Here is a 23633-nt window from a genome sequence, read left to right as displayed (position 1 = left end):
GGCCCCGGATCGTTCCGGGGCCCGTCGGGGTTCAGGGAGCGGGCTGGTAGGTCACGGTCGTATCGGGGCACGCCTCCGCGAGCTGGTTGAGCGCTTCGAGTTCGACGGCGTCCGCGGTGAGTCCCCAGCGGAGTTTGGTGCCGACCCATTCGGAGACGTACCGGCACACGACGTCGACTGCCGGCGGCAGCCACTCGGCCGGGTCCTGGTCGGCCTTGCTGCGGTTCGAGGCCGCCGACACGGCGACGAGTGAGGTCGGGACGTCCAGGTCGTTCGCATAGGCCTCGCGCCGCTCCGCCGTCCACTGCGACGCCCCGGAGTCCCAGGCTTCGGCCAGCGGCACCATGTGGTCGACGTCCAGGGCGGCGGCCGAGGTGATCCACTTGGCGTCGTAGTACGACCACCAGCGCCCTCCGGACAGCTTGCACCCCGGAAGGACCAGGGGCGGGTCGACCGCCTCCGCGAGAAGCACCTCGGCTCGCGTGTTGCAGCCGTCGGTCGGGTTCTTGCCCGCGTTCCAGTGCTTGAAGCTGGTGCGCTGATACCCGGTCCGCACCTCTGCGGCGACGGGGAGTGCGTGAACCGCCGCCGCGACCGGGACGATGTACGTCACGGCGGAACGGCTCTGCGCCTGGGCCGGAGTGGGTGCCATGAAGGGCACGACAAGGAGTGCGACCGCGAGGGCGGCCCATCTGAGGTTCTTGATCACGTCAAGCAGAGTTGACGCCGGCTACCTCGTTCGAGGGATTCGACTCGAATGAATGAGCCACATGGACGCCACTGTTCACCGTACAGGTGTGCCAAGGACCCCCCGATGGGGGAAGCCCGTCAGGGCAGACGCCTCATGCCATCCAGAAGAACACCGCCGTCATCCGTTTCTCCTCCAGCGTCGTGCCGTGGTAACGGGTCGCGCTGTGCACCAGGTTGGCGTTGTAGAGGAGCAGGCGGTTGTACTTGTGCGGGACGCGGACGTCTTCCTCGAAGTGGTCGCCGGGCACGAAACGGGTTCCCAGGGCCTCGACGAGGTTGTTGTGCGGGGCCTGGACGATGTTGCCGCCGAGCCGGCCGCCGGGCAGTGACTGGCGGTAGAAGGCGGTGCCGCAGTCCTTGGGGACGCCGGGATTCAGATACAGCACGGCCGCGTACCGGCACAGGGCGCGGGAGTCGGTGTGCGGGCGGGGCTCGCTCTCGCCCTCGCCGACCACCTGGACGCAGTTGTGGTTCAGCGTGCCGCCGCCGGGCGCCTGCTGCACCCAGAGTTCCTTCGCCCCGGTGGCCTTCTTCACCAGACGCTCGACATGGGCGAGTTCGGGCGGCTCCAGCCCGGGCATGGCGCGCAGGCCGGGCCAGGTCTCCGAGGTGTACGGGTAGCCCTTGACCCAGTCGTCCTTGGCCAGGCACCGCTCCCGTACGGCGTCGATCTCGGGCAGGGCGTCGTCCAGGACCCAGTAGTCGCGGCCCCTGGTGGGCTTGCGGTAGGGGAGGACGGGGAGGGGCGTGCGGGCGGCGGGCGTGCGGGGCGGGGGCTGCGGGGACATGCGGCGAATCTAGGACCGTGTTTCGGCTGCTTTCTCCCGGAGACCGGTCAACGTTTGACCAACCATGTGTCATGCACACCAACACATGGCAATCGGCAACCGGACCTGGCCGTCCGGGAGTTTTTACCCGAACCACCGAGACGAATCGCTTCCCCGTACGTACTGCTGTGCGTCCGAACCGCCCCACGCCGTCACCGTGGGCGGATCCACGACCGGGCAGGAGGCACGGTGCGCTTTTCGCGGAACGCGACGGGAACCCTCTTCGTGGGCGGTGCGATGGCCATGACCCTCGTGGCCCTGGCCTATCCGAGCATGCTCGGCCTGAACAAGGTCACCACCGCCCAGGACCGCATCATCGCCAACACCCAGTGGGGACCGCTCACCGAGCAGGACCGGGACTTCGTGGTGAAGGTGCGGGCGGCCGGTCTGTGGGAGTACCCGGTGGGCCAGATCGGGCTGCAGAAGGGCACCACTCCGGCGGTCATCACGGCCAGCAAGCACCTGGTCGACGGGCACGCGGCGCTGGACATCACCTGCCGCAAGATCGCGCCGATGCTGAACATCACGCTGCCCAACCTGCCCAGTCCCCAGCAGCAGGGCTTCGTCAGCCAGCTGAAGGCGGACAGCGGCAAGAAGTTCGACAGCGACTTCGCCAACATCCTGCGGATGACGCACGGTTCGATCTTCAACACCATCTCCAAGATCCGGTCGACCACCAAGAACGCGCTGGTGCGCGCCCTCGCCGACCAGGCCAACAACACGGTTCTGGACCACATGACGGTGATGGAGAAGACGGGCCTGGTCGACTTCGACCAGACCCTGTTCCAGCAGACGACCCCGCCCAAGCTGCCCGACTCCGACCTGACCCCGCCGCCCCCGGCCGCCGGCCAGCCGGAGGTGGTCCTCACCCCGCCCCCGAGCCCCACCTCCACACCCGTCGACATCAACGGCATCACGGGCTCGGGACCGAGCCCGAGCCCGACCGTCGGTTAGGCCAGCCAGACCGTCGTGTCCGGCGGGAGGTTCGCGTTCCCGTCGAGCGGCGTACTGGCCAGCAGCACCTCCCCGGGCGGCAGCCGCACCGGGTCGGCGGTGAGGTTCGTGACGCAGCGCCAGGTGTCCGAGCGGGTGAAGTCCAGTACGCCGGCGGGCGCGTCCGGTGTCCAGGTCAGCGTCTCGCCCTCCAGCAGCTTGCGGCGCAGCCGCAGGGCGGTGCGGTACAGCTCCAGGGTCGAGCCCTCGGCCCCCGTCTGCGCCTCGACGGCGTACGACGCGAAGGACGCCGGCTGCGGCAGCCAGGCCGCGCCGCGCCCGAAGCCGTACGACGGTCCGCTCCGCGTCCACGGCAGCGGCACCCGGCAGCCGTCGCGGCCCTTGCGGACATGGCCGGTCTGCTCCCAGATCGGGTCCTGGAGGACCGCGGCGGGCAGGTCGGCGACCTCCGGCAGACCGAGTTCCTCGCCCTGGTAGAGGTACGAGGATCCGGGCAGCGCGAGCATGAGGAGGGTCGCGGCGCGGGCCCGGCGCAGGCCCGCCCCGGTGTCGATCGCGGGCGCCGTGCCGCCGGACAGCAGCCAGGCCGCCGGGTCGGTGCCGGGCGGCAGCATCAGGCGGGAGGCGTGCCGTACGACATCGTGATTGGACAGCACCCAGGTGGCGGAGGCGCCGGCGGCCCGGGCGGTGGCGAGGGAGTCGGTGATGACCTGCCGCAGCTCCTCCGCGTCCCAGCCGGTCTCCAGGTACTCGAAGTTGAAGGCCTGGTCGAGTTCATCGGGGCGGGCGTACAGGGCACGGCGGGCGCCCGGGACCCAGGCCTCGGCGACGGCGGTGCGCGGCGGGCTGTAGGCGTCGAGGATCTTGCGCCAGTCGCGGTAGATCTCGTGAACCTCGTCGCGGTCCCAGTACGGGTGGCTGCCCGGCGGGACGTGCGGCAGGGCCGCCTCGCCGGTGGCACCGAGGTCCCCGATGTCCCGCAGCGGCTCGGTGAGGTCCTTGGCCAGCCCGTGGGCGACGTCGATGCGGAAACCGTCGACGCCCCGGTCGGACCAGAACCGCAGGGTGGTGCGGAAGTCGGCGCGGACCTCCTCGTTGTCCCAGTTGAGGTCGGGCTGTTCGGGAGCGAAGAGGTGGAGGTACCACTCGCCGTCCGGGACGCGCTTCCATGCGCTGCCGCCGAACACGGACTGCCAGTCGCTGGGCGGCAGTTCGCCGTGCACGCCCCGGCCGGGGCGGAAGACATAGCGGCCGCGGGCCGGGGAGCCGGGGGCGGAGCGCAGGGCCTCCTGGAACCAGGGGTGCAGATGCGAGGTGTGGTTCGGGACGATGTCGACGACGACCTTCAGGCCGAGCCGGTGGGCCTCGCCCACCAGGGCGTCGAAGTCGTCCAGGGTGCCGAGGCGGGGATCGACGTCCCGGTGGTCGGCGACGTCGTAGCCTCCGTCGGCCAGCTCCGACGGGTAGAAGGGGCTCAGCCACAGGGCGTCGGCACCGAGGCCGGCGACGTGGCTCAGGCGCTGGGTGATGCCGCGCAGGTCGCCGAGGCCGTCGCCGTCCGCGTCGGCGAAACTGCGGGGGTAGACCTGGTAGATGACGGCCTGACGCCACCAGTCGGGGTTCTTGGAGGAGAGGTCCGGGGAGCGGTCTGCCACAGGGGCCATACGGGATCCCTTCAGGGGGAGGTGGACGACAGTACAAATCTGTCCACATGACCCGGAAAGGGAACCTTCGCATGGGGGGCCGAGGAGAGCACCTCAGCAGAGGTCCAGCACCGCGCGCAGCTCGGCGTCCACCACGCGGTAGCGCACCACCCGTCCCTGTTTCTCCCCGGCCACGACGCCCGCCGCCCGCAGCAGCCGCAGGGCCTGGGAGACGGCGGGATCGTTCATTCCGGTGGCCACGGCCAGGTCGGAGACGGCGAGCGGGCCGGTGCGGTGCAGGGCGAGGAGCAGGGCGAGCCGGTTGGCGTCGGCCAGCAGCGAGAAGCGGCCGGCCCAGGTGCGCACCCGGTCCGCGTCACCGATGGCGGCGATCGCCTCGCACACCCGGTGACCGTCGATGGTGCGCCGGTCGGCTCGGTCGGCAGGCACGAGATGCATGGCGTCATCCTCGCAGGTGGCTCTGTGATCTTGAATACCTGCACGGGTGCGCAGCTATGCAGTGCACCGCTCCCGCCCGTACGGTGGGCGGGCCGTGGTGCTCGGGAAGTCGATGAGAAGTCGACGCGGCCCTCGCCACTGTGACCGGGGAGTTCCGGTCCCGTCCGGCAGCAGCCGGGCCACTGGTCGGTCGTACGGCTGGGAAGGCAGGGACCGAAGAGCGCACCACCCCGTAAGCCAGGAGACCGGCCACGGCAGCTCACGAAGTGATCCACGAGGTGCTGGAGCGTGAACCCGATGGCCGATGCTGCTCCCTTCCGCTGGCGGCGCGAGGACACCCTGAAGACGGCGGGACTGCTGGCGGTGATCGTCGCCCTGCACGTCGTCGCCTTCGGGATCCTCTTCCTGCTGGTCGTGCCCGAGCACTACAGGGTCGGCACCGACGTCTTCGGGATCGGCCTTGGCATCACCGCCTACACCCTGGGCATGCGGCACGCGTTCGACGCCGACCACATCGCCGCGATCGACAACACCACACGCAAGCTGATGGCCGACGGGAAGCGGCCGGTGTCGGTGGGGTTCTGGTTCGCGCTGGGGCACTCCAGCGTGGTGGTCGTGCTGGCGGTGCTGATCGCCGGCGGTACGCAGCTCGCCGGCAAGGTGATGGACGAGCACTCGCGGACCCACCAGGTGCTCGGGTTCCTGGGAACGACGATCTCCGGCACGTTCCTCTACCTCATCGCGGCCCTGAACCTGGTCGCTCTGGTGGGCATCCTCAGGGTCTTCCGCGCGATGCGCGGCGGGGCGTACGACGAGCGGGAGCTCGAACAGCACCTGGACTCGCGCGGTTTCATGAACCGGATCCTCGGCCGCCTCACCAAATCGATCAGCCGGCCCGGCCAGATGTTCCCGCTCGGTTTCCTCTTCGGGCTCGGCTTCGACACGGCCACCGAAGTCACGCTGATGGTGATGGCCGGTTCGGGCGCCGCCGCCGGCCTGCCCTGGTACGCGGTCCTCTGCCTGCCGCTGCTCTTCGCCGCCGGCATGAGCCTGTTCGACACCCTCGACGGCACCTTCATGAACTTCGCCTACCAGTGGGCGTTCTCCAACCCCGTCCGCAAGGTCTTCTACAACCTCGCCATCACCGGCCTGTCCATCGCGGTCGCCTTCGTCATCGGCACGATCGAGCTGGTCGGGGTCCTGCACGAGAAGTTCGGTCTGCACGACGGCGTCACGGGCTGGATCGCCGGACTCGACCTGGACAACGTCGGCTATCTCATCGTCGGCCTGTTCGTGGTGGTGTGGGCGGCGGCACTGTCGTACTGGCGCGTCGCGCGGGTGGAGGAACGCTGGACGGCGAAGCCCGCCGCCGATTAGGGGGTGTCGTTCGGACGCCGGGATGATCCGAACGCCACCCCCTGGCGCTCCACGGTCTCCAGGTACAGCTTCACGTACCGGTCCACGTCGACCTGCAAAGCCACGTCCACCAGGGCGTGTTCGCGCTTGCCCTCGTGGATCTCGGACTCGCCGGGGCGGGGGCGGCGGTCGACGATCGTCTGGCCCCGGGTCGGGCCCGGGGCCAGGCAGACCTCGACGGGCAGGAGCCGGGTGGTGATGCCGGCCGGGTCGGCGACCGCGCACACCGCGCCCGCGTCGCCGAGGCCGCCCGCCTCCTCCGCCTCCGGGGCCTCTCCCTGTGTGGTCGGCCGGTGCGCGAGGAGTTCGCCGGCCAGCCGGGTGCCGGGGTCGCTGCTCGTGCGCAGCCGGTGGACGTCCGGGGCGTCGACGACGACCTGCATGAAGACGTCCAGGCCGTACATGGTGATCGGCACCCCGGCGGTGAGCAGGATCGCCGCCGCCTCCGGGTCGTGCCAGACGTTGAACTCGGCGACCGGCGTGGCGTTCCCGACGGCGACCGCGCCGCCCATGAAGACGATCCGCTCGATGTTGCGGGTCACCTCGGGGTGGGTGCGCAGCAGCAGGGCGATGTTGGTGAGCGGTGCGGTGGGGATGAGGGTGACCGGGCGGGGGGAGGCGAGGATCTCACGGCGCAGCAGGGCGACCGCGTCGAGGTCGACGGGGGTGCGGGTCGGCGCGGGCAGGCCGAGGTCGCCCATGCCGTCCGAGCCGTGCACATGCCGGGCCGAGCGGGCGGGTTCGATCAGCGGGCGTTCGGCGCCCCGGCCCACCGGGATGTCCGGGGCGCCCGCCTGCTCCAGCACGGTCAGGGTGTTGCGGACCACACCGTCGACGTCCGTGTTCCCGGCCACGCAGGTCACGGCCCGCAGGTCCAGGCCGGGGTGGCGTACGGCGAGCAGCAGGGCCAGGGCGTCGTCGACGCCGGTGTCGCAGTCGATGATCACGGGGATGGGCTGACCGGTCACAGCGGGCTCCTTCGTCGTGCCGACGCTCAAACCCTAGATCAGCACCCGGTGATCGGCCCCATGACGCCGGGTCCGACCGCGATCAGTCCCACAGCGCGGTGCCGCGTGCGGCCACCCGGGCGCTGATCGCGGCCAGCAGGTCCGGCACCGGCAGCGCCCCGGGGCGGCGGCCGTCCCGCAGGCGTACCGCGGCCAGCCCCGCCCCGGCCTCACGGGCGCCGATCACGGCCTGGTACGGCACCAGGCGGGCCGCCCGGATCCGGGCGCCCAGGGTGCCCTCGGCCGGACCGGCGAGCTCCGCCCGCAGCCCCAGCTGCAGGGCCTGCCGCACGACCGCCGCCGCCTGCTCCTCCTGCTCCTCGGCGACCGGCAGGACCATCAGCTGGACGGGGGCCAGCCAGGCCGGGAAGGCGCCGGCGTGCGCCTCGACGAGGTGGGCGACGGCCCGCTCGACGCTGCCGATGATGCTGCGGTGCACCATCACCGGGCGGTGCTTCGCACCGTCGGCGCCGATGTAGTGCAGGTCGAAGCGGGCCGGCTGGTGGAAGTCGATCTGCACGGTGGACAGGGTGGACTCACGCCCGGCCGGATCGGCGATCTGTACGTCGATCTTCGGACCGTAGAAGGCGGCCTCGCCCTCCGCCTCCTCGTACACCACGCCGGACGCGTCCAGGACCTCCCGCAGCAGCTCGGTGGCCCGGCGCCACAGTTCCGGATCGGCGACGTACTTCCCGCCCTCCCCGGGCAGCGACAGCCGGTGCCGTACGGCCTCGATGCCGAGGTCGGCGTAGGCACGGGCGATCAGCTCCAGCGCGGCGCGGGCCTCGTCCACCGCCTGGTCCAGGGTGCAGAAGATGTGCGCGTCGTTGAGCTGGATGGCGCGGACACGGGTCAGACCGCCGAGGACACCGGAGAGTTCGGCGCGGTGCATGCCGCCCAACTCGGCAATCCTGAGCGGCAGTTCGCGGTAGCTGTGGGAACGGGAGCGATAGATCAGGGCGTGGTGGGGGCAGAGGCTGGGTCGGAGCACGACCTCCTCCGCACCGAGTTTCATCGGCGGGTACATGTCGTCGCTGTAGTGGTCCCAGTGCCCGGAGATCTCGTACAGCTCCCGTTTGCCGAGCGCGGGCGAGTACACGTGCCGGTACCCGGCGCGGCGTTCGGCTTCGCGGATGTACTCCTCCAGGGTGTGCCGTACGACCGCGCCGTCGGGCAGCCAGTACGGCAGGCCGGCGCCCATCAGCGGGTCGGTGTCGAACAGGTCCAGCTCACGGCCGAGCCGGCGGTGGTCGGGCAGACGGTCGTTCACGGGGGTCACTCCTCGGTCGGAGAGGCGGGAGAGGCGAACGCCCCGTGACAACCAGAAGCCCCGGGGCGTTCGCCCCGGGGCTTCGATGCTGGTCAGGTGTCAGCGCGCCGGGACGGTCTCCGGCGTCGTCGTGCTCTTCGGGCACTGCTGGGCGCGCTGCATGGGGGCGACCGTAGCAGGCAGTGAAGCCGCAGGTCGAGGCGTTTTCGGCGGGCCGCTCACCCGGACGGACCCAAGCGCTGGTGAGGCGGGCGGGGCGGTGGTGCCGTGAGAGCAGGCACCCCGTCGGCCGCAGCCCAGGAGGCACCTCTGACATGATCGATGCGATACGCCTCCGTGGCCTCCCGCTCTGGCTCACCGTCGCCGGCCTTCTCGGCCTGGGCGGCTGCGCGGCGCTCGGTCTGAAGCACCCGGCGACCGCGCCCCAGCCCCTCCCGACGATCGACAAGCCGGCCCCGGCGCCGAAACCGTCCGCGCGGGCCGACGGCTCCACCCTCACCGACGAACAGGCACAGGCCGCGCTCATCACCGAGACCGACCTCGGTGCCCCCTGGACGCCGACCGACGGTGCGGCCACCTGGCGGGACGGCCTGCTGAAGGCGACCACCGAGGCCGGCGACTGCCAGCCGCTGCTGGACGCCCTCTACACCGACGAACTCCTCGGCGGTCCCGCCCGCGTCGCCATCGGTCTGGACGACGCCGACACCGACGCGCAGCTGCGCTACCAGATCGCCGCCCGGCGTCCCTCCGACGTCGACGCGGCGCTGAAGTGGCTCGCGACGATGCCGGCGCAGTGCGCGCGCTTCACCGCCACCACGGAACTGGGGATCCTGGAGGACGTCCAGGTCACCGACGCCCCGCTGCCGGAGGTCGGCGACGCCCGACAGGGCCTGCGCATCAGCATCGCCGCCCTGTCCCCGGACGGGCAGGAGAGCCTGCTCTCGCTGGACCTGGCCGCCGTCCGGGTCGGCGAGGACGCCTTCGCCTTCACCAACGGCGGCCTGGGCGGCGTGGCGAACAACGTGACCCAGGCCGCGGTCCAGGTCGGCGCGCTACGCCTGGCGGACGTCCGCAGGCAGGGGCGGGCGCAGGTCTGACCCCCGGACTGCCCAGGCGGAACCGCCTGGAGAAAAAGCAGACCGAATGTGCCGTCCTGCAAAAGGAATTCACGTTTTCAGATAGTCGGTCATGCGATTTCTCGTTGGCGACGCCCCCGGACAGTCCAGGGCCCACCTGCACAACGAGTGACAAGCAGATCCATGAATGGCCATTCGCGGTGTCGATGCGGATCTTTGCCCAAATGATGCGCCGAGAATAGGGCGGCTCGTGAGTGTACGGGCCAAGAATCCGCACGAGAGGGTCATTATGAGAACGCTCCGTGGCTCGTCCTGGGGAGCACGCATCGCAGCCGTCTGCACGGCGGCGATGCTGGGGCTCTTCCCGGGGGCATGGCTGAGCACAGCACACGCCGACAACGGGAGATCGGACGTACCCGGCGCCGTGGTCTCCTGGGGAATCAACCAGTCCGGCCAGCTCGGCCAAGGCACCGTAACCAACAACGAACCCATCCCGAACCGCGTCTGCGGCTCTGCCTCCTGCTCCTCACAGCTCGACCACGTCATCGCCGTCTCCGGGGGCGGAGCACACAGCCTGGCCCTCCGCTCCGACGGCACCGTCCTCGCCTGGGGCAGCAATTTCCGCGGTCAGCTCGGCAATGGCACGACCACCGACAGCTCCACCCCCGTGCAGGTGTGTGCGCCCGGCCAGACCGCTCCCTGCAGCCAGTTCCTCACCGGCATCGTCGCCGTCTCCGCAGGCGGCCGCCACAGCCTCGCGCTGAACCGCGACGGTCGCGTCTTCGTCTGGGGAGGCAACGACGAAGGCCAGCTCGGCAACGGCACCAATACGGACAGCAACGTCCCGATTCAGCTGCTCAGCGTGGGCGGCGTGCAGTCCATCTCCGCCGGCGCCGCCCACAGCCTGGTGTCCCTCAACAACGGCACCGCCCGCAGCTGGGGGGAGAACATCCGCGGTGCGCTCGGCGACGGTACGACCACCAACAGCAATGTCCCCGTCACGGTGACCGGCCTCACCAACGTCCAGTCCGTCGCCGCAGGCGGCTTCCACAGTCTGGCGGCGCTGACCGACGGCACCGCCCGCAGCTGGGGCGGCAACTTCGACGGCCAGCTCGGCGACGGCACCTTCACCGACAGCAGCGTTCCGGTCCAGGTGAGCGGCCTCACCAATGTGCAGTCCGTCTCCGCAGGGCGCCTCCACAGCGCGGCACTGCTGACCGACGGCACGGTCCGTGCCTGGGGAAACAACGCCTTCGGTCAGCTCGGCAACGGCACGACCGTCAGGAGCAACACCCCGGTCCAGGTGATCGGCCTCAGCACGGTGCAGTCCCTCTCCGCACACGACGGTGACCACAACCTGGCACTCCTGAACGACGGAACGGTCCGCGCCTGGGGGGACGACTCCTTCGGTCAGCTCGGTGACGGCGGCAATGCCACCATCCGCAGCACACCCCAGCGGGTCTGCGCTCCGGGTCAAAGCGCGCCCTGCACCCAGTTCCTGACCAACGTCACCGCCGTCGGCGCAGGCGCCGAGCACAGTCTCGCCATCGTCCGGCCCTCCGCCGACGTGGCCATCGCCAAGAGCGCGATCCCGGAGCCTGTCCGGCCCAACCGCAATCTGACCTACACCCTCACGGTGAGCAACCACGGGCCGAACACCGCCGACAACGTCGTGGTGACGGACGACCTCCCCTCCAACGCCCGGTTCGTCAGCGTCACGCCCAGCCAGGGAAGCTGCCAGGCGCCGCCGGTGGGGTCGACGGACAGTGTGCGGTGTTCGCTCGGCAGTCTCGCGAACAGCGCGAGCAGCACCACTCAGATCGTGGTCACCGTCAGGGCGAACCGGAACACCACCGTGACCAACACGGCGAACGTGACCACCAGCACGCCCGACCCCGTCCAGAGCAACAACTCCGTGACCATCGAGACCCCGGTGAGCTGACGAGCCCGCATCCGGGGTCACAGCGGCGGCTGTGCCGGCGCCGGACCCAGGGTCGTCGTGCCCGGGGCCGTGCGGTGGCCCAGGCCCGTGCGATACGCGTCCAGTGCCGCCTCCACCCGGCCCGTGCGGCGGAGCAGGTCGCCGAGGAGGCGGCACAGGTCGGCCAGGTCGCCGGCGGCGCCCGCGCGTTCCAGGAGGCTGAGCGCGCGGACGTAGTGCTCCTCGGCGGCCTCGGTGTCCCGGGCGTCCTCGGCGATGATGCCGAGCAGGCGGTGGGCCGCGGCGGCGTGCACCGCGCCCCGTTCGGAGGAGAAGTCGCCGAGGACGCCCTGGAGGAGTCCGGCGGCCTCGGCGGACTTGCCGCGGCGGTGCAGTACGTCGGCCAGTTCGACGGCGGCCTGGCTGCGGTAGAGGGCGGCCCGGCTCTGCGCGAGCATGGTGTGCGCCTGACGCAACTCCGCTTCGGCACGCTCCAGTTCGCCGTTCTGCGCACAGACGTATCCGCGCATCCAGTGGCAGTTGGCCAGCTCGGTGCGCAGCTGCAGCTGGCGGTAGAGCTCGGCGGCCTTGGCGAGGGAGGCGTCGGCCTCGGCGACCCGGCCCTCGGCGATCAGGGTGCGGGCCACCGAGCGGTGCATCCGGGCGATCAGCGCGGGGTCGGCGGCCCGCGGCGCGAGCGCGAGGGCGAACTCGGCGGCCTGGGCGGCGCGGGCGTGCGCGCCCATGTCCATGTACGGGCCGATGACGCCGGCGTAGAGCAGGAGCAGGGCGTCGGGGTCGTGCAGGCCGCTCCGGTTCAGTTCGTCGAGGGCCGACTCCAGGAGGTAGACGGCGTACCGGAGTTCACCGGCCAGGTAGTGGGCGACCGCACGGCCGCGGACGGCCGGTACGCGCATCGGGAGGGACTGGTCCGCGAGATGCGCCTCGGCACGTTCGAAGAACTCCCGCGCCCGCGTCAGCTCCCCCGTCTCCAGCGCGCATTCGCCGAGTCCCAGCAGTGCGGTGGCCTGCTCGGCGCCCAGCCCGTGGGTCTCCGCCTCCGCGCACAGCGCCGTGTACTGGACGGCGGCCTCCTCGGCCCTGCCGTCGGCGAGGACCCGCTGGGCCTCGGTGAGCCGCAGCCTCAGGCCGGTGGCGAGGTGGGCGGGCCGGCCGACGGCCAGCTCCTCGAAGGCCACGCCAAGCCGGCCGGCGATGTGCCGCAGCGCCTCGTCGGAGGCCCGCACCCGGCCCGCCTCCAGGGTGGAGATGTAGGCGGGCGTGTAGGCAGGTTCCGCCAGCTGCCGCTGGGTCAGCCCGCGCTCGGTGCGCAGCTGTTGTACGCGCCGCCCGATGACCGCCGGGTCGTCCCGTTCCCGCATCACCGCGTACTCCCAACTCGCCTGGAGGCCCTTGCCGTTGGGCCCGTGCAGCCCCTAGGTTAAACGGCGGATTAAGTCTGCTTAATGCGTCGCTGTCGTGTTGCGAGGTCGCCGTGCCCGGACGTACATCCGCACCTTACGGAAACACCACCGCACGCAGGGCCATAGCCGCCGCTGTGATCGCCACGGCGACCCTGCTCCTCGCGGCGAACGCGGGCCCGGCACGGGCGTCGGACACCGCGCCGGGCGTCCGGACCCAGCATGCCGCTCCCGCCGCTGAACGAAGATGACGACGGAGCGCCCCGGGGAGACTCCGGCTGATCTCGCGGACCCGCCGGGCAGGGCGCGTCCGGCACGTACGTCCGCCACTGGCTCCGGCGCCGGACCGGTGCCCGCGCGGCCGCCGGCCCGCTCGACCGCCCGCCCGGGATCGACGGCGTACCGCTGGAGCGGGACGTGCGGGCTGCCCGCGTACGGGGTCGTGCCGTCGGACGAAAAGGGCCAGGGACTCGACGCCGTCGCCCGGGTGGGGTCGGCGGGGTGCCGAGGGGCCGGCGGGTCGCCGCCGCAGGGCGCCCACCGGGTCCGAGGGCGGCCGTCAGCACCGGGCCCCCGGGGGAGGTCGAGCGTGGTGCGGGCACGGCGGCGGGCTGTGTCCCACAGCCGTGCCGGGTGGCGGGATCGGCCCCGCAGGCACGTGCACAGCCTGGACGACGGCGAGTGACGGCAGCCGTTCACCGGCGGCGTCCCCGCGGGGCCGGAAATGATCCCCTTGGGGAGCTCACGTGCGGCCGGCCCGCATACGCTGGCCCCGTGACGTCTCCCGCCGCCCGCACCGCCCTGGACCTGACCTCCGGCCTCCCGGTGACGGACCTGGAGGACCTCTACCGCGACCTGCACCGCCACCCCGAGCTGTCCCTGCGCGAGCACCGCACCGCCGGGACACTGGCCGCGCGGCTGGCGAAGGCCGGGTACGAGACGACGGAGGGGGTCGGCGGCACCGGCGTCGTGGGCCGGCTGCGCAACGGCGACGGCCCGACCGTGCTGCTGCGGGCCGACATGGACGCGCTGCCGGTCACGGAGGAGACCGGGCTGCCGTACGCCTCGACGGCGGACGGTGTGATGCACGCCTGCGGGCACGACCTGCACGTCACCTGGCTGGCCGGGGCCGCGGCGGCACTGGCGGCCGGGAGGGACACCTGGAACGGCACGCTGCTGCTCGTCGGCCAGCCCGCCGAGGAGAACGGGCAGGGCGCGGCGCGCGTGGTCGCGGACGGGCTGTACGAGCGGTTCGGCCGGCCGGACGTGCTGCTCGGGCAGCATGCCGCGCCCGGCCTGGCGGGCCTGTACCCGCACGCACCCGGCCTCATCATGTCGGCGGCGACGGATGTGGACATCGTCGTGCACGGCCGGGGCGGGCACGGCTCGCGCCCCGAGGCGACGGTCGACCCGGTGGTGACGGCCGCCTACCTGGTCACCCGGCTCCAGACCGTCGTCTCCCGGGAGTTGGCCGCCCGCGAACCCGCCGTGCTCACGGTGGGCCGCATCGAGGCGGGCACCCGGCACAACATCATCCCCTCCGAGGCCCGCATCTCCCTGAACCTGCGTACGCAGTCGGAGGAGGTGCGCACCCGGATGCTGGCCGCGATCCGGCGCATCGCGCACGGCGAGTGCCTGGCCGCCGGCTGCCCGCGCGAGCCCGAGGTGACCGTCGGCAACACCTTCCCGGTGACCGTGAACGACGCGGCCACCGACGCCGCTGTGGCCGCCGTGCACGCGGAGGTCTTCGGCGCGGGCACGGTGTTCGACCCGGGCCCCGCGATGGGCAGCGAGGACTTCCCCGAGCTGGCACTCGGCTCGATCCCGTACTCGTACTGGTTCGTCACCACCACCCCCGCCGAGGTCTGGGAGCAGGCCCCCGGCAATACGCTGCCGGAGAAGTTCGCGGCCGTGCCGAGCAACCACAGCCCGCACTTCGCACCCGACCTCTCCACGATCGTCCCCGGCGTCCGCACCCTCGTCTCCGGGGCCCTGGCCATGCTGTCGGCGGCGTGAGCTCGGATCTGAGGCGGCGGGGCTACGGTGGCGGGCTGAGGCGGCGGCTACGGTGGCGGCTACGGTGGCGCGGCTGAGCCGGCGGGGCTATGGAGCTGCCTGAAGCTGGCGCAGATGCTGCTGGACGTTCTCCAGCGCGCCGCTTCTGCGGCCCGGCACCCGTAGCCTCAACTCGGCGAGGGCAGGGCCGAGTTCACGGGCCGCCACCGCGTCCGTGATCCGCCCCCACTGGTGGTGGGCCCGGTCCACGGCGGCCTCCACGGCAGGCGAGTCCACCGCCTGCCCCGCGCTCAGCCGGGTACGGCCGACCGCCAGCCAGGCCCGGCAACTGCGCACCGCGTCCCCCGCGAACATCGCCAGATCCGCGCGGACTTCGGCCCAGTGCAGCGCCTCGTCGGAGACGGGCCCGTGATCCCGAACGGCGAACTGCTCATGCCGGGCGGCAAGCACATCGGCATCAGCATGCCGCCCGGCCTGAACGGCGGCGCTGATGAGGGCGTGGGGGTCTTGGGTGCTGCCGATGCCGATGCGGGTGTTCGGCTCGGGGACCAGGGCGGCGTGGTGGTTCGGCTCGGGGCCGGGCAGGCCCGGGCTGTGGTCGGGGCCGGGCGGAGGGGTGGTCCGGGCTTGCGGGCTGCCGGGGCGGGTGGGCAGGTGGGAGAACGGGTGTCCGGGGGCGTGGCCCCCGGCGACGGCGAGCACCAGCCCCCGGCCCGCACCGGAGTCACCGACCCGGGCCAGCGCCTGCTCATGCAACTGCCCCAGCGGCGGCCGGTAACCGCTCCTCAACAGCGTCGCCACCGCCTTCATGTACGCCGGCTCGCCCACCCCCCGCCGCCCGCCCGCCGCCACTACACGACCGTAAACAGCGCTGTTGGGCCCGCAGTCCAACCCCCGCTCGGCGACGTACTGCCAGGCTTCCCCGTCCGCATGCAGGTCCACCACAAGCCCCGTGTCCACAGCGGAGCGCAACCGCAGCTCCTCCCGGATCCAGTGCCACGGCAGCCCCGTGTAGCGGACGGTCGCCGCGGTGGTGCGCGCCAGCGCCAGATGCGGCAGCCGCTGCCGGCGGTCCAGCTGCAGCTGGCCGGCGATGTACACGGTCAGCGGCCCCGGCGCGGCCGCGGCGGCGCGCAGCCGGGTCAGGACGGCCTGCGGCTCCAGCGGGTCGGCGAGTTCGACCACGTTGGCGGTGTCGGTGCCGGACAGCACGGCGGGCGCCACGGCGGCCAGCACCGGCAGCACACCGGCCGCGTCCACCAGGCGCCCCCGGCCCACCGGCGAGGCCGCGAGCAGCAGCACGGTTCCGGGCATCGGTCCTCCCCTGTAGCCCCTGAGCTCCTGTAGCCCCTGTCGGTCCTGATCGGCTCTTCCGCCAGCACCGTAACCGCTGCGGCTGCAAACCCGCGCCTCAGGACCGCAAACGTCCCAGTTCGGGGTCTTCGCCCTGCGCCTGCCGTATCCGCCGTACGGCGAACACGGTGGTGTCGTCGACCAGCCGGCCGCCGCTGTGCCGCAGGACGCCGTCGCGGACCCGGAGGACCAGGCGCCGGGGATCGGTGTCGTGCTGGTCGGCGGCGACCGCGCGGGCGATGTCCCGGGCCGGCGGATAGAAGTCGTCCGCCCGGTCGCGGGCCTCGGTCACGCCGTCGGTGACCAGCAGCAGGGTCTCGTCGGCGGCCAACGGCACCCGGCGCACGGGCGGCAGCCCTTCCGCCAGGTCGCCGAAGCCGAGCGGCAGCCCGTCGCCGCTCGGCAGCTCGCGGATCCCCCGCGGGCCGACGGCCGGCGGGGACTCATGGCCGAAGTCGACCATGTCGACGGCGTCGGGGACGTGCTCGGGGAAGCCGACCAGCACGGCGGTGGCGAAGCGGCCGCCGTCGTCCCGGCCCAGTGCACAGGTGTGCGAGCGGTGCCGCCGCATCCGGGTCTCCAGGCGTTCGGCGACGGTCGCGAGATCCTTCTCGTGGTAGCCGCCCGGGTGGTCTCGGCGATGTCCTGGATGTGCAGGGGTCTGCCGCTCCTTGCACAGCCGCACCCCCGAAGCCACCCCATGGCCCGGTACCGGTCGGGCCACGATGCCGACGAGCAGCAGCAGGGGCGGCATCCAGGGGACGTTCCGGCCGTGCAGGCGCTGCAGCCGGCGCCGCACCCCGTACTCCATCTCCGTCACGGCGGGCAGGCCTCCATGTCTCTCGCGTCTCTCAGCGAAACACGGGAGAGAACCGCCCGCATCCGGGCACCCGTCGCCCCCTGGCCGACTTGCCGGGCCCTGCTGCCAGGTGTGCCCTGGAAGGCGGGGGCGAGGAGAGAGGAGTGCTCTCATGGCTCAAGCGGCACCCGCGCCCGGCGGTACGTCCCGCCCCGGCGGCAGGCCGGAGATCGGGGAACGGGCCGATGTGCGCGCCCGTCCGCCCGATGTCTTCGACGCGCGTACCCATCGCATCGCCCACGTCGCCGTCCCGGTCGTGCTGGGCCTCCTCTACGGCTACTGGGTCGCGGCCGACGCCCGCCAGGGCGGCGGCATCACGGGAGGGAACCTGCTGCTCGGGTGGGTCAGCGCGCTGGTGTTCGCGGTGGTGTGCATGGCCCTGCTGACGCTGGCCCCGCGGATGCCGCGGGAAGTGCACGCGCTGCTGTGGACGGCGTTCACCGGTGTCGCGTTCGGTTTCCTCTACATCCAGACACCGCACTCGGTGTGGCGGACCGTGCTGATGTCGCTGCTCGTCGCGGGATGCACCTTCGCCACCTTCTTCTACCGGTACTACACCCGCGAGGACGCGTTCGGGCGCCGCGTCCGCTGAACACACGGAGCCGACCGTGACGGTGAGTGCGTGGGCCCCGGCCGGTCGGCCGGGGCCCGCGCACTCCCCTGTTCCCCTCTTCCCTCACCCGCCCGTCACGTTCCGGCTGCACGAACCGGAAGGACCTCCTTCCCCCAGGAAACACCCGTTCGGGTGAACCCTCCACCGGAGAGCGCGATCGAGAGCGCGGGCCGTCGCCCGAACGCAGGCGCTCCGCTCGCGTGCGCGCCCTGCGGGCCGTTGTCTGGAAGCGTGCCCCCACGTCTCAGGAGCGCCCTGTCGGCCGTACTGCTCGCCCTGTCCTGCCTCCTCGTGCCGTTCGGCGCGCTGGCGGCCTGGGCGGCGTACGGGCTCGCCGACACGGGCCGGTACGTCGCCACGATGGCGCCGCTCGCCACCGACCCGGACGTGCGCGAGGCCGTCGCGGACACGGTCGGTGACGACATCCTGCGCGCGGTCGACCAGCACCTGGACGTCCGGCCGGTACGCGGCTCCGTCCGCCCGTTCGTGCACGACGCGGTGCGCTCCTTCACCCAGACCGAGGCCTTCCAGCTGGCCTGGGACACCGGTAATCGGGTCACCCACGACGCGGTGCTGCGCGCCCTGCGCGACAACGGTGACGGCGACGCGGCCGGGCGTCCGGTCACCGTCGACCTCGCTCCCGTCACCGACCAGGTGAAGCGTCAGCTGACCCGGGACCATGTGCCGCTCGCCGCACGCATCCCGGTGGAGCACATCGCGGTCCCCGTGCTCCCGGCCGAACGACTGGCCTCCCTCCGGAAGGGGTTCCACGTGCTCGAAGTCACCGGTTTCTGGCTCCCGGTGGCGGTCCTCGCCTTCGCCGCCACCGGAATCGCCCTGGCCGTCCACCGCCGCCGCGCCGTCGCCGCGACCGCGCTGGGCACGGCCCTGGGCGGCGGACTGCTCGCCCTGGCCCTGGCCGTGGGCCGCAGCCTCACCCTCGCCGGCCTGCCCGAAGGCGTGTCCCACCCGGCCGTCGGCGCCGTCTACGACGCGCTCACCGGCACCCTGCGCACGGTCTCCTGGCTCCTGCTCGTGCTGGGCCTCACGGTGGCCCTCACCGCATGGCTGACCCGCTGTCTGCGCCCGGTCCACCCGGTGCGGCACCGGCCCGCACCGGACCCGCCCGCTGCGGCACCGGCCCCGCCGGTGTCCACAACCTGTAGATGACCTGGGCGATTCACCCACAGGTCCCGTCCGGTATCCACAACCGGTGGACGACGGCGCCCAGTTGTCCTCTCCGGCCCCGGGAAGTTCATGGCGCGGGCGGACGGCCCGCCGTAGGCTCGGCCCGTGGACCGACGCCCCGGACGCAGGCTCGGCGCCTGGTGCTGCGCACTGCTGCTGGCCGGAGTCGGCGCGGTGGTCGGCTGCCGGGCCGCCGACACCGACGGTGTCACCCCCGTACCCCAGCTGCTCGCCTTCCTGCCCTGGCTGCTCGTGCCGACCGGCTTCGCCCTGCTGTGCGCACTGCTCGCCCGCTGGTGGCCGGGCCTGGTGTGCGGGGTCGCCGTGCTCGGCCTGCTCGCCTGGTACCAGGAGCCGTACGGCAAGGTCACCGAGCCCGACGGCCCGCCGCTCGCCACCCTGCGCGTGCTGACCTCCAACGTCGAGTTCGGGCGCGGCACCCCCGCCCTGGTCCCATGGATCCGCCGCCTGCGTCCGGACGTCGTCTTCGTCGAGGAGTGCGAGTACGCCTGCCAGGCCGCCCTGGAAGACGACTTCGGGACCGGCTACCCGTACCGGCGGGCGGTCCGCGCGGCCGGCTCGCACGGCTCCCTCGTCCTCAGCCGCTTCCCGCTGCGGCCCACCGCGGGCGTGCGCGGCACGATGGGCATGCCCGGCGCCGTCGCCGACGTACGCGGGCACGCCGTGCGCCTCCAACTCGCCCACCCCATGCCGCCGCTGCCCCGCCAGGTCGGTCTGTGGCACCGCGAACTGGGCCGGCTGCGCGCCTTCGCAGCGGCCGGCACCCGCACGCCCACCATCCTCGCCGGCGACTTCAACGCCACCCAGGACCACGCCGCCTTCCGCCGCATCCTCGACACCGGTCTGACCGACGCCGCCCGCCTCGCCGGACACGACCGCGCCGTCAGCTGGCCCGCGCGCACCGCCTCCGTCATCGGCGCCCAGATCGACCACGTCCTGCTCTCCCCGGACTTCACCGCGACCGACGCCCGCTTCCTGCGCGTGGCCGGCACCGACCACCGCGCCCTCGTCGTGGATCTCACCCTCCACCAGCGCGGATGACTCCGGGGGCCGGCAGCGGACCGGCGATAATGGCGACATGTCGCGCGAGTTCCCCATCGGCCTCACCCCTCCCGACTGGCTGGTCCGGAACCTCCGCCCCCAGCAGGCTCCCCTCAACAAGGCCGCCGTGGCCCGCGCCGCCGTCGCCATGGCCCTCCCCCTCGCGATCGGCCAGGCCACCGGATACCCGGCGTACGGCGCCCTCGCCTCCATGGGCGCCCTGTCCGGCGTCATCGGCGACACCGCCGACGCCTACCGGATGCGCATCCTCAACATCGCCGTCCCGCAGCTCTTCGGCGCGGTCGGCGTGACACTGGGCACCCTGGTGTACGGCCACGGCTGGTACGCGGTCGCGGCCGTCACCGGCATCGCGCTGCTGTCCGGCATGATCTCCACGATCGGCGCGGTGGCCTCGGTCTCCGGCCTGCTCCTGCTGCTGAACTGCGTGGTCGGAGCGGGCCTGCCCCTGCCCCACCCCTGGTGGCTGGCCCCGGCCCTGATGACCGGCGGCGGCCTGCTGGTCCTCCTCCTGGCCCTGCTGGCCTGGCCGTTGCGCTCCGGCGTCCCCGAACGCGCGGCGGTGGCGGCCGCCTACCGCACGGCCGCCGCACTCCTCGCCGTGGCCGGCACGGACCGCACCGAGGAGTACGACGACGCCCGCCGCGCCGTCACCCAGTCCCTCAACCAGTCCTACGACCTGATCCTGGCCCGGCGCGCCCGCCAGCACGGCCGCAGCCGCGAACTCACCCGCCTGCTCGCCCAGTTGAACGCCATCACACCCGTGGTGGAGGCCGCCCCCGCGGCCCACCTGGCCGGCCGCCCCCTGCCGCCGCGGGTCCCGGAGTCGCTCCACCACCTGGCGCAGGCCGTCGAAACCGGCTACACGGGCCCGATAGCCCTCGACCTCCCGCAACCCGTGTCGGAGACGGCACGCGCGGTGGACCACGCCCTGCGCCACGCGGCCGAGGTGGTGACGGCCCCCGACGTCGACCCCCGGGGCATCGACGACCGCCTGGGCCGCCCCGCGGCGCTGGGCATCCGCACGGCGAGAGCAGCCCGCAACGTCGTACTGTCGGCCAACTCCTGGCGCTACGGCCTGCGCCTCGCGGTCTGCATCGGCATCGCCCAGGCCCTGGTGTCGTTGATCCCCGTGCCCCGCTCCTACTGGGTGGCCCTGACGATCACCTTCGTCCTGAAGCCCGACTTCGGCTCGGTCTTCTCCCGCGCCCTGCTGCGCGCCCTCGGCACGGTGGCGGGCCTGGTGATCGCGGCGGTGGTGCTGGCCGAGGTCCCGCTCGGCTGGTGGGACGTCCCGGCGATGCTGCTCCTGGCCCCGCTGATCCCGGCGCTGACCCCGCGCGGCTACGGCCACCAGACGATGGCGATCACCCCGGTGATCCTCCTCCTGTCGGACATCCTGAACCACCAGGGCACGGCGCTGCTGCTGCCCCGCCTGACGGACTCGCTGCTGGGCTGCGCCATCGCCCTGACCGCCGGCTACCTGCTCTGGCCGGAGAGCTGGCGCACGCGGGTCGGCGACCGCCTGGCCGACGCGGTGGCGGACACGGCGGCGTATCTGGAGGCGGCCTTCGCCCCGGCCGACGACCCCTCCGCCAGGGCCCGTATGCGCCGTCGCCTCTACCGCGACCTGTCGGTGATCCGTACGGAGTTCCAGCGGGCCCTGACGGAACCGCCGCCGACCGGCCGACGCGCCGCCGCGTGGTGGCCGCTGGTCGTGGCCGTGGAACGTATCGTCGACGCGACCACAGCGGCCCGCGTCCGCGTCAGGCACGGGGCGCCGCCCCCGTCCGCGGCCGAGATCGCCCAGATCTCCCTGCAGTTGCGGGAGCTGTCCGAGGGGGTACGGGACGCGGAAACCCTGACACCGGTCCGCACGGACCTCACCGGGCCGGCGGACAGTGTCCTGGAACCCCTCCGGCAGGAGGTTGCGGCGGCCCGGTCGCTCGCTTCCCCCCGTTGACCGCTTCGCTAACCTTACGTGTCCGTCCTGGCCAGGGATCGACGGGCATCACCTCATGAAGGGTTGCGCACATGGGCATTCTCACTCTCCTGCGGAACGCATTCGGCCGCTCACGCAAGGCACGCGCCGCCGAGGCAGAGGGTGCGGACCGCCTGCCGTCCCAACAGCCCACGCCCCCCGCACCGACCTCGCAGGCCGCCCCCACCACACCGACCCCCGAGCGGCACGAGCCGACGCCCACCGTCCCCGAGCCCCGCCGCTCGCCCTCCGACGAACACGACCTGGTGTCGGCCGCCTTCGACCGCATCCAGGTCCCCCACCCCTCAGAACCGGCAAACCCCGAGCAGCCCCTCGCACAGCAGCCCACCGAGCCCAGCACCGAGCCGGAGCCCGGACACACGCCCGAGACCGGGACGCCGACGGAGCAAAAGGCGGAGGCCGAGGAGAAGGCGGGGGCCGAGGAGAACGCCGACCTGGAGGAGAAGGCGGAGGCCAAGGCCGAGGCACCGGCTCAGCCGGTCCAAGAGGCGGCCACCGAGGAAGGCGCCGAGCGGGAGACCACGAAGACGGCCGAGACCGCGACGCCGGCCGACGAGACGGCTCAGGCCGACGAGAAGGCTCGGGCCGAGGCACCGGTCCAGGAGGCCCCCGCCGGGGAAAGCACCGAGCCGGAGACCACGCAGACGGCCGAGACCACGACGCCGGCCGACGAGACGCCGGACGCTGAGGAGGCGGCTGCGCCGCAGGTCGGTCAGTCGACCGAGGACAGCGCCGAACCGAAGGCCGAGAAGCAGGCCGCGCCTGAGGAGCAGGCCGACCCGGAGAACCAGGCCGACCCGGAGAACCAGGCCGAGCCGGAGAACCAGGCGGAGCCGGAGGAGCACGCGGCCTCTGAGGATCAGGCGGCGCCGCAGGCCGAGCACGATGGCGGACCGGAGGCCGAGGGCCGTACCGGGGCAGAGGCCGAGGAGGTGGGTGAACCGCGGGCCGCCGACGGCGAGGGTGCCCCACAGGGGCCACCGGCAGCCGACGACGAGAGCCGCACGGGTGGTGCGGGTGGGAACGACAGCCCCGCCGAAGGCGAAGCCGAGGGGGAGGACACACCCGCCGAGGCCGGCAAGAAGACCCCCGCCACCCCCCTCACCAAGGTCAAGTCCCGCACCCCCTCCCTCACCACCGCCTACAAGGCCGCCACAGCCACCCTCAAGAAGACCGACCTCACCGGCACCCGAGCGAAGCTCTACCTCGTGCTGGACCGCTCCGCGAGCATGCGCCCGTACTACAAGGACGGTTCCGCCCAGGCCCTCGCCGACCAGACGCTCGCCCTCGCCGCCCACCTGGACCCCGAGGCCACGGTCCACGTCGTCTTCTTCTCCACGGAGGTCGACGGCACCACCGACCTCACCCTCACCCCGGACCACGAGACCAAGATCGACGACGTCCACGCCGGCCTCGGCCGCATGGGCCGTACCAGCTACCACGCCGCCGTGGAAGCCGTACTCACCCACTACACGAAGAACCACGAGAGCGGCACCCCCGCCCTCGTCGTCTTCCAGACCGACGGCGCCCCGGACGCGAAGACCCCCGCGACCCAGGCCCTCACCGAGGCGGCGCAGACACACCCCGCCGTCTTCTTCTCCTTCGTCGCCTTCGGAGACCACGACAACAAGGCCTTCGACTACGCCCGCAAGCTGAAGACCGGCAACACGTCCTTCTTCCACGCGGGCCCCACCCCCCGTGAGCTGACGGACACGGAACTGTACGAGGGCGTACTCGCCACCTGGCGCCCGTAACGGACGGTCACCGCGTGCAACCCC

The 23633-nt window shown here is 72.6% G+C and carries 18 protein-coding genes, 1 pseudogene and 1 riboswitch; of the genes and pseudogenes, 10 read left to right on the top strand and 9 right to left on the bottom strand.

Translation table 11 applies throughout. The features are described 5' to 3' along the window. Positions 1–31: 31 nt before the first annotated feature. Both ACZ41I_RS32920 and ACZ41I_RS32915 read right to left on the bottom strand, forming a co-directional pair. The gene (locus ACZ41I_RS32920; RefSeq protein WP_468515773.1) at positions 32–709 is read right to left on the bottom strand and encodes an HNH endonuclease family protein; all 678 of its coding nucleotides are present in this window, start codon (positions 707–709) and stop codon (positions 32–34) included. Between the two features lie 133 nt (positions 710–842). Then, positions 843–1538: a DUF6445 family protein gene (locus ACZ41I_RS32915; RefSeq protein WP_468515772.1), complete on the bottom strand. Its 696-nt coding sequence runs from the start codon at positions 1536–1538 to the stop codon at positions 843–845. 276 nt (positions 1539–1814) lie between these two features. Here ACZ41I_RS32915 and ACZ41I_RS32910 point away from each other — a divergent pair, with 276 nt between their 5' ends. Then, a complete protein-coding gene (locus ACZ41I_RS32910; protein ID WP_399767231.1) occupies positions 1815–2531 on the top strand; it encodes a DUF4142 domain-containing protein in 717 nt (238 codons plus the stop codon). On the opposite strand, the gene ACZ41I_RS32905 is transcribed toward ACZ41I_RS32910, so the two are convergent. Further along, entirely contained in the window at positions 2528–4195 is a 1668-nt protein-coding gene (locus tag ACZ41I_RS32905; protein WP_363218183.1) for a glycoside hydrolase family 13 protein, read from the bottom strand. The two genes, ACZ41I_RS32910 and ACZ41I_RS32905, sit on opposite strands and share 4 nt — an antisense overlap. A gap of 93 nt (positions 4196–4288) precedes the next feature. Further along, positions 4289–4633 carry an ArsR/SmtB family transcription factor gene (locus tag ACZ41I_RS32900; RefSeq protein ID WP_468515771.1) on the bottom strand — a complete coding sequence of 115 codons (345 nt, stop codon included), beginning with the start codon at positions 4631–4633 and terminating at the stop codon, positions 4289–4291. Positions 4634–4711: 78 nt separating this feature from the next. Further along, positions 4712–4901: riboswitch (cobalamin riboswitch) on the top strand. Between the two features lie 29 nt (positions 4902–4930). Between ACZ41I_RS32900 and nicT the strand changes: the two genes are divergently transcribed. After that, positions 4931–6010: a Nickel transporter NicT gene (gene nicT, locus ACZ41I_RS32895; protein WP_468515770.1), complete on the top strand. Its 1080-nt coding sequence runs from the start codon at positions 4931–4933 to the stop codon at positions 6008–6010. Here the strand turns inward: nicT and ACZ41I_RS32890 are convergent. Together ACZ41I_RS32890 and thrS are read right to left on the bottom strand one after the other, a co-directional pair. Then, positions 6007–7017, bottom strand: a complete 1011-nt coding sequence (locus tag ACZ41I_RS32890) for a nucleoside hydrolase (RefSeq protein WP_468515769.1) — start codon at positions 7015–7017, stop codon at positions 6007–6009. The two genes, nicT and ACZ41I_RS32890, sit on opposite strands and share 4 nt — an antisense overlap. Positions 7018–7099: 82 nt before the next feature. Continuing rightward, positions 7100–8314, bottom strand: coding sequence for a threonine--tRNA ligase (thrS, locus tag ACZ41I_RS32885; RefSeq protein WP_468321189.1), 1215 nt, complete (start codon positions 8312–8314; stop codon positions 7100–7102). A gap of 326 nt (positions 8315–8640) precedes the next feature. Here thrS and ACZ41I_RS32880 point away from each other — a divergent pair, with 326 nt between their 5' ends. Together ACZ41I_RS32880 and ACZ41I_RS32875 are read left to right on the top strand one after the other, a co-directional pair. Further along, the gene (locus ACZ41I_RS32880) at positions 8641–9423 is read left to right on the top strand and encodes a hypothetical protein (RefSeq protein ID WP_468515768.1); all 783 of its coding nucleotides are present in this window, start codon (positions 8641–8643) and stop codon (positions 9421–9423) included. A gap of 268 nt (positions 9424–9691) precedes the next feature. Then, a complete protein-coding gene (locus tag ACZ41I_RS32875; RefSeq protein WP_468515767.1) occupies positions 9692–11344 on the top strand; it encodes an RCC1 domain-containing protein in 1653 nt (550 codons plus the stop codon). A 17-nt stretch (positions 11345–11361) separates the two neighbouring features. Here ACZ41I_RS32875 and ACZ41I_RS32870 read toward each other — a convergent pair whose 3' ends face one another. Then, positions 11362–12705, bottom strand: coding sequence for a helix-turn-helix domain-containing protein (locus tag ACZ41I_RS32870; RefSeq protein WP_399766459.1), 1344 nt, complete (start codon positions 12703–12705; stop codon positions 11362–11364). Positions 12706–13518: 813 nt separating this feature from the next. On the opposite strand from ACZ41I_RS32870, the gene ACZ41I_RS32865 reads away from it, so the two are divergent. Then, complete coding sequence (locus ACZ41I_RS32865; RefSeq protein WP_468515766.1) at positions 13519–14760, top strand: amidohydrolase; 1242 nt, start codon at positions 13519–13521, stop codon at positions 14758–14760. Between the two features lie 87 nt (positions 14761–14847). On the opposite strand, the gene ACZ41I_RS32860 is transcribed toward ACZ41I_RS32865, so the two are convergent. Together ACZ41I_RS32860 and ACZ41I_RS32855 are read right to left on the bottom strand one after the other, a co-directional pair. Beyond that, positions 14848–16074: a hypothetical protein gene (locus ACZ41I_RS32860; RefSeq protein WP_468320974.1), complete on the bottom strand. Its 1227-nt coding sequence runs from the start codon at positions 16072–16074 to the stop codon at positions 14848–14850. 97 nt (positions 16075–16171) lie between these two features. Beyond that, positions 16172–16735 (bottom strand): annotated as a pseudogene (locus ACZ41I_RS32855) (PP2C family protein-serine/threonine phosphatase); the annotation flags it as partial. Positions 16736–17084: 349 nt separating this feature from the next. Between ACZ41I_RS32855 and ACZ41I_RS32850 the strand changes: the two are divergent. The 5 genes from ACZ41I_RS32850 to ACZ41I_RS32830 all read left to right on the top strand — a co-directional run bounded on the left by ACZ41I_RS32850 (position 17085) and on the right by ACZ41I_RS32830 (position 23609). Beyond that, positions 17085–17564: a hypothetical protein gene (locus ACZ41I_RS32850; RefSeq protein ID WP_468320977.1), complete on the top strand. Its 480-nt coding sequence runs from the start codon at positions 17085–17087 to the stop codon at positions 17562–17564. Positions 17565–17816: 252 nt separating this feature from the next. Continuing rightward, positions 17817–18755 (top strand): hypothetical protein, encoded by a 939-nt coding sequence (locus tag ACZ41I_RS32845; RefSeq protein ID WP_468515765.1) that lies wholly within the window; start codon positions 17817–17819, stop codon positions 18753–18755. 123 nt (positions 18756–18878) lie between these two features. Beyond that, complete coding sequence (locus ACZ41I_RS32840) at positions 18879–19835, top strand: endonuclease/exonuclease/phosphatase family protein (RefSeq protein ID WP_468515764.1); 957 nt, start codon at positions 18879–18881, stop codon at positions 19833–19835. Between the two features lie 37 nt (positions 19836–19872). Next, positions 19873–21816, top strand: coding sequence for an FUSC family protein (locus ACZ41I_RS32835; RefSeq protein WP_363218195.1), 1944 nt, complete (start codon positions 19873–19875; stop codon positions 21814–21816). Between the two features lie 71 nt (positions 21817–21887). Next, complete coding sequence (locus ACZ41I_RS32830; protein ID WP_468515763.1) at positions 21888–23609, top strand: VWA domain-containing protein; 1722 nt, start codon at positions 21888–21890, stop codon at positions 23607–23609. The last annotated feature ends 24 nt before the right edge of the window (positions 23610–23633 follow it).

Source organism: Streptomyces sp. NPDC030799, from assembly GCF_055572255.1.
The sequence above is the reverse complement of the archived record's forward strand: the minus strand, read 5'-3'. Positions and strand labels throughout refer to the sequence as shown.

What these genes read in the sequence shown, in the direction of transcription:
- ACZ41I_RS32915 (WP_468515772.1), bottom strand. Translation starts at nt 1,538, where the DNA reads ATGTCCCCGCAGCCCCCGCCCCGCACGCCCGCCGCCCGCACGCCCCTC.
- ACZ41I_RS32910 (WP_399767231.1), top strand. Translation starts at nt 1,815, where the DNA reads ATGGCCATGACCCTCGTGGCCCTGGCCTATCCGAGCATGCTCGGCCTG.
- ACZ41I_RS32905 (WP_363218183.1), bottom strand. Translation starts at nt 4,195, where the DNA reads ATGGCCCCTGTGGCAGACCGCTCCCCGGACCTCTCCTCCAAGAACCCC.
- ACZ41I_RS32900 (WP_468515771.1), bottom strand. Translation starts at nt 4,633, where the DNA reads ATGCATCTCGTGCCTGCCGACCGAGCCGACCGGCGCACCATCGACGGT.
- nicT (WP_468515770.1), top strand. Translation starts at nt 4,931, where the DNA reads ATGGCCGATGCTGCTCCCTTCCGCTGGCGGCGCGAGGACACCCTGAAG.
- ACZ41I_RS32880 (WP_468515768.1), top strand. Translation starts at nt 8,641, where the DNA reads ATGATCGATGCGATACGCCTCCGTGGCCTCCCGCTCTGGCTCACCGTC.
- ACZ41I_RS32875 (WP_468515767.1), top strand. Translation starts at nt 9,692, where the DNA reads ATGAGAACGCTCCGTGGCTCGTCCTGGGGAGCACGCATCGCAGCCGTC.
- ACZ41I_RS32870 (WP_399766459.1), bottom strand. Translation starts at nt 12,705, where the DNA reads ATGCGGGAACGGGACGACCCGGCGGTCATCGGGCGGCGCGTACAACAG.
- ACZ41I_RS32860 (WP_468320974.1), bottom strand. Translation starts at nt 16,074, where the DNA reads ATGCCCGGAACCGTGCTGCTGCTCGCGGCCTCGCCGGTGGGCCGGGGG.
- ACZ41I_RS32850 (WP_468320977.1), top strand. Translation starts at nt 17,085, where the DNA reads ATGGCTCAAGCGGCACCCGCGCCCGGCGGTACGTCCCGCCCCGGCGGC.
- ACZ41I_RS32835 (WP_363218195.1), top strand. Translation starts at nt 19,873, where the DNA reads ATGTCGCGCGAGTTCCCCATCGGCCTCACCCCTCCCGACTGGCTGGTC.
- ACZ41I_RS32830 (WP_468515763.1), top strand. Translation starts at nt 21,888, where the DNA reads ATGGGCATTCTCACTCTCCTGCGGAACGCATTCGGCCGCTCACGCAAG.